The organism is Streptomyces sp. NPDC097981 (genome assembly GCF_040302565.1).
Classification (GTDB): Bacteria; Actinomycetota; Actinomycetes; order Streptomycetales; family Streptomycetaceae; genus Streptomyces.
The window spans coordinates 1-4909 of sequence record NZ_JBEORW010000131.1; the positions used below are offsets into that span (position 1 = coordinate 1).

General features: G+C 66.8%; 5 protein-coding genes and 2 pseudogenes. 5 read left to right on the top strand and 2 right to left on the bottom strand.

Annotated features, from left to right (window positions below; genetic code table 11):
- Positions 1–93 precede the first annotated feature (93 nt).
- The 4 genes and pseudogenes from ABTY04_RS40270 to ABTY04_RS40285 all read left to right on the top strand — a co-directional run.
- Positions 94–180 (top strand): annotated as a pseudogene (locus tag ABTY04_RS40270) (DUF6192 family protein); the annotation flags it as partial.
- A gap of 47 nt (positions 181–227) precedes the next feature.
- A pseudogene (locus ABTY04_RS40275) lies at positions 228–595 on the top strand (RacP protein).
- Between the two features lie 64 nt (positions 596–659).
- A complete protein-coding gene (locus tag ABTY04_RS40280) occupies positions 660–1514 on the top strand; it encodes an IS5 family transposase (protein ID WP_352218398.1) in 855 nt (284 codons plus the stop codon).
- A gap of 438 nt (positions 1515–1952) precedes the next feature.
- Positions 1953–2483 (top strand): hypothetical protein, encoded by a 531-nt coding sequence (locus ABTY04_RS40285; protein ID WP_190187709.1) that lies wholly within the window; start codon positions 1953–1955, stop codon positions 2481–2483.
- Positions 2484–2606: 123 nt separating this feature from the next.
- On the opposite strand, the gene ABTY04_RS40290 is transcribed toward ABTY04_RS40285, so the two are convergent.
- Complete coding sequence (locus ABTY04_RS40290; RefSeq protein WP_352218401.1) at positions 2607–3128, bottom strand: nucleotidyltransferase domain-containing protein; 522 nt, start codon at positions 3126–3128, stop codon at positions 2607–2609.
- A gap of 125 nt (positions 3129–3253) precedes the next feature.
- A complete protein-coding gene (locus tag ABTY04_RS40295) occupies positions 3254–3658 on the bottom strand; it encodes a winged helix-turn-helix transcriptional regulator (RefSeq protein WP_352218399.1) in 405 nt (134 codons plus the stop codon).
- Between the two features lie 121 nt (positions 3659–3779).
- On the opposite strand from ABTY04_RS40295, the gene ABTY04_RS40300 reads away from it, so the two are divergent.
- On the top strand, positions 3780–4724 hold the full coding sequence (locus ABTY04_RS40300) for an NADP-dependent oxidoreductase (RefSeq protein WP_352218400.1): 945 nt from the start codon (positions 3780–3782) through the stop codon (positions 4722–4724).
- Positions 4725–4909: the final 185 nt, after the last annotated feature.

Here is a 4909-nt window from a genome sequence, read left to right on the forward strand (position 1 = left end):
TAAGCGAGGGGTTGCCCGCGGATGCCCTGACGAGTCTTGGTGCCCCCTGACCGACCCCGCAGCTGCGCAGGATCGTATCGGTGGTTCAGAGAAGCGACCCTGGACTGGATCGAAACGGCCGTCGACACCGGAAAGGTCGACGTCGACGGCGAACTGGCCCGTCTGCTGAAGGGTGAGTAGTGGGATGCCGCTCGGCCGCGGCCGAGCGGCATGCCGACACGGTCCGCATGGTCCTCTTCGAAGCCCGGCCCGCCGGGCTGGCCTTCGGCCAGCTGATCGCTCCAGCGAGCTCTCCCCGTCCCAGGCCCGCGCGGGACTGGCCTGTCTGCGGGACACCATCGCCGAACGGGGCTGGCCCCCGCTGATCTGGACCAGGCCCGACGGCTACCGGTTCTGCTCCGACCCGACCGAACTCCAGGCATACGAAGTCGCGGTCATCCGCGAGAAGCTCACCGAGATCCGCCGGTTCATCACCGGCGTCGTCGCACCGCACGCCGCTCTGCAGCCCAAGGGCCGGTGGATCCGGCACCTGCACACCCAGCTCAACTCCGTCGAATCCACGCTCGACGTGATCGCCGACTACGTCGACGCGTGAGCAGACGGTCGGGCCCGGCCGCTCCGCGGCCGGGCCCGACTCCTATGGGAAGGAGGGGAACACGTTGGCCCGGCGCCGTTGCTACCCCTCCGACACCTTCGATGACGAGTGGGCCTTGATCGAGCCCCTGCTGCCGGTCCCGGCCTGCGAGATCCTCAAGGGCGGGCGCCCCGAGAAGCACCCGCGCCGCGAGATCGTGGACGCGATCCGCTATGTCGTGGACACCGGCTGCAAGTGGAGGGCCCTGCCCAAGGACTATCCGCCCTGGCGGACCTGCTACAACGCCATGGCCCGCTGGGCCGCGGCCGGGGTGATCGGGCAGATCCGCGACCAGCTCCGCAAACGGATCCGCCGCGACATGGGCCGGGCCCCCGGAGCGGTCGCCACCGTCATCGACTCCCAGTCCGTCAAGGCCGCCGAGACCGTCGGCCGCGACTCGAGAGGCTACGACGCCGCGAAGAAAATCAACGGCCGCAAGCGCCACCTCGTCGTGGACACCAAAGGGCTGCCGCTGTTCGTCATGGTCACCCCAGCCGACATGACCGACCGCGACGCGGCCAAGGAAGTCCTGTTCCGCCTGCGGCTCATGCACCCCGAGATCACGATCGTCTGGGCCGACTCCGCCTACGCCGGCCAGCTCGTGACCTGGGCAAAGAAGTACCTCGACCTGACGGTCAAGACGGTGAGCCGGCCCAAGAACGCGGTCGGCTTCGTCGTCCTGCCCCGCCGCTGGGTCGTTGAGAGATCGCTGGCCTGGGTCATGCACGCCCGCAGACACGCCCGCGACTACGAACGCCTGGTCCAGCACTCCGAAACCCTGATCACCTGGGCCGCGATCACGCTGATGACCAGGCGGATCACCCGCCGACAGTCCCGCCGAGCCGGTCAACCGGCCCCGCGTGAACATACCCGGGACTGACCGGTTCCCCGCCACCAACCGCCCCCACCCGCCTGGCTTGTCCACTTTGACACGACGAGCCGCGGGGCTGGGCCAGCATCTGCCGATGGCAGTAGCCCTCGGGCTGCCCGCCCCGCCCCTGAAGCCAGGCCGACACCGGCAGCAACGGCCAGACGGCCGCCCACTCCGATTCCGTCATGTCCGACGGATACCAGCGCACCCGATCGGGATGATCGGCCGCGTTGCCGTACACATGCGCGAGACAATCGCACGAGACGGCAGGCGAGTTGAAGCGGACGGGCGCGGGCGCGTACAACAACGACAACAGGGCCTGAGCTACCAGGAGGCCCTGCCTCCATGCACCTACCACCGGAAAGTTCACTCGACCAAGACCCCGTTCGCCCCACACGTTCCACGATCGGTCGAGACGGCTTCTGACAACAACCCAAGGGGTTTGAAATGGCTGTTCCATGGGAGCTCTTGATATCCACCGCGGGTGCTGTCACCGCCACCATCGTGGGCGTCGTTGCAGGAGGGGTCGTTGGGCGGCACAGCGAGAATCGAAAGTGGCTTCAGGAGACACAGACGTCCGCCTACGAGAGGTTCCTGCAGGCCTTCGGCGCGGTCGAGATGGAGCTGCGTGAGGCGTTCCTCGAACGGCGCAGACCTGCAGTCGCATGGGGGCCGTTCAATGCCGCGATCCAGTCGCTGAGCTTGGTGGCGAATCCCGAGGCGGCCGCAGCAGCTCTGCAGCTCTGCGATGTCATCGAGGATTTCAGCATTCTCTTCCACGATCGTCAGCCAGCGGATCTTGAGGAGCTCCGACCGATCCACGCCGCCTTGGACCAGGGGCACTTGAAGTTCGTCAATGCGGCCCGACGCTCACTCCATCCCTCGCAGGAACGTCTCGACCAGACACTCGGCGGCCCGTCGCCCTGGCGTGGCGTCGCCTTCGTGGACCAAGGCGACGGCGCCGGCGAGGCTGAATAGCCGAATGAGTCTCTTCACCGGTGCTGCTCCAGGGTGAGGGCGGCCATGCTCACCGCCGGAAGATCACTCAACCAGGACCCCTGTTCGACCTGGACGTTCCAAGATCGGTTGAGAGACGGCTTCTTACCCCAACGGGAACCGCTGTTCGGGCAGGAGCTCCACGCCGAACCGTTCATGCAGGACCGCCATGTCCCGGCGGTCCTCGTCATCGAGCTCGTACCCCGAGTGGCACACCACCTGACCCTGCGCGGTCAGGCACCGCACCGGCTCGCCCTGAAGATTCCCGGTCCCACCGAACCAGGCGGCCTCGTACACCCAGACCTCGCCGTTCTCCATCGTGTAGTCGCCGTTGCCCTCTCCGTCGAACACCACGGGATGGACGTCAACGCTCCTTCCCTCCTGATCACGCAGGACGAAGCATGAGGAAAGACGACCCTCCACAACGGCGAACCCCAAACCGCGCAAGGCCTGGACGGCGGCCTCAGCCTGGTCGACCCGGACGATCAGATCGACGTCCTTGTGCGGACGAGTCTGCTGGCCAAGGAGCGCGTCAACCCCCCACCCGCCGTCCCCGAGCCACACCTGAACACTCTGCGCCTCCAGACCCCTGATCACAGCCAACGCGTTCGAAGCATCCATCATCATCACGCCAGTATCGTCATAAAGGCGTCGTAACCCACTGGATTTACCTGGTCACGCTCTACCCAAGCTGCCGGAGCTAGTGCTGTGACCGAGAACCTTCGCCGGGTTGCCGATCGCTCCAGGGCCGGCTATCGAACGGGTTCTGGGGCGGTGGCGGCCTGATCATCGAAGTCCTGGCGGGCTGCCAGGACTTGCTGGGCGTGCTCCACGGACCATGCGCCGATGGCGCTGGTCAGTCGTCCGGCCTCGACCCCGAGCTCGGTGAGTCCGTACTCCACGCGAGGCGGAACGGTGGGGTAGACCGTGCGGTTCACGAGGCCATCCCGTTCCAACGCGCGCAGGGTCTGGGTCAGCATCTTCTGTGTGATCCCGTCCAGGAGGCGCCGCAGTTCGCTGAAGCGCATCGGCCGGTCATGCCGACGGAGCGCCCCCAGGACGTACAACACCCACTTGTTGGCCAACATCTCGACAACGGTGCGCGAGGGGCAATCACGGCGGTAGGTGGCGGCCCAGTCCTCGGAGGCCTCACTCATAGCGGTTTCCATGAGGTACCTAGATATCAATAAGGTGCCTACTTCACAAGAGATACCGATGCCGTTGAGGATGGTGATCGCAGCGAGCCGAGCCCAGCCAACAACCCGAGGAGAGTGCCGTATGACTACCCGTATGCGCGCGGTCAGCCAGCGCAGCTACGGCGGCCCGGAAGTTCTGGAGGTCGTCGAGACCGGCCTGCCGACGCCAGGTCCGGGCGAGGCGCTGGTACGCGTCTACGCGGCCGGAGTGAATCCGGCCGACTGGAAGATTCGCTCCGGAATGGTGCGGAAGTTCGGTGCTCCGCCGTTCACCCTGGGACTCGACCTGTGCGGGGTGGTGGAGACAGTCGGCGAGCAGGTGACACGATTCCGGCCCGGTGATGAGGTATACGGCTGCGCATTTCCGCCCCACGGCGCCTATGCCGAGTACGTCGTCGCACCGGTGGAAGCGCTCGCCGCTGTGCCGGCGGGTATCGACCATGTGCACGCCGCAGCACTGCCGGTCGCGGCGCTAACCGCCTGGCAGCCGCTCGTGCGGGTCGCCGCCGTCGGCACCGGGCAGCGGGTACTCATCCATGCGGCGGCCGGCGGGATCGGCCATCTCGCCGTACAGATCGCCAAGGCACGCGGCGCATACGTCATCGGCACCGCCCGGGAGAGCAAGCACGCGTTCCTGCGCGACCTGGGCGCCGACGAACTTATCGACTACACCACCACCGACTTTGCAGCGGTCGCACGTGACATCGACGTGGTCCTGGACCCCATCAGCGGGGACTACGGACCCCGGTCGCTGGACACGCTCACGCCGGGCGGAATCCTCATCGACGTGCGGGGCTCCGGTCCCGACCGGGTCGCCGTCCGGGAGCAGTCCAAGGCGCGCGGCCTGCGGTTTGTCGAGTTCGGATTCACCCCCTCCGGCGCCGATCTGGAGAGCATCACCAACCTGGTGGAACGCGGCAGCCTCCGAGTCGCCGTCGATCAAGTCCTGCCACTGGAAGACGCAGCCAAAGCGCACGAACTCAGCGAGACCAACCACGTGAAAGGCAAGATCGTTCTCACTCCCTAGTGCTCTGACCGGGAAGGTTCACCGGTCCACGGAGGGCTCGGCACGGCAACTCGCGTGTCGTCTTCCACTTGGCCGGTTGCCCTGGCGGACGGTTCGTTCACGGCCGGCGGTCTCCAGGGCGGTGGGCCATCGGCTCACCAGGCAGGGCGGATCGGTCCCGGCGGTGCAAGGAGTGTCAGGTCGGC

Bases quoted from the DNA above. Each gene is read 5' to 3' on its own strand.
- ABTY04_RS40300 (WP_352218400.1), top strand. From the start codon at position 3,780: ATGACTACCCGTATGCGCGCGGTCAGCCAGCGCAGCTACGGCGGCCCG.
- ABTY04_RS40295 (WP_352218399.1), bottom strand. From the start codon at position 3,658: ATGAGTGAGGCCTCCGAGGACTGGGCCGCCACCTACCGCCGTGATTGC.
- ABTY04_RS40290 (WP_352218401.1), bottom strand. From the start codon at position 3,128: ATGATGATGGATGCTTCGAACGCGTTGGCTGTGATCAGGGGTCTGGAG.
- ABTY04_RS40285 (WP_190187709.1), top strand. From the start codon at position 1,953: ATGGCTGTTCCATGGGAGCTCTTGATATCCACCGCGGGTGCTGTCACC.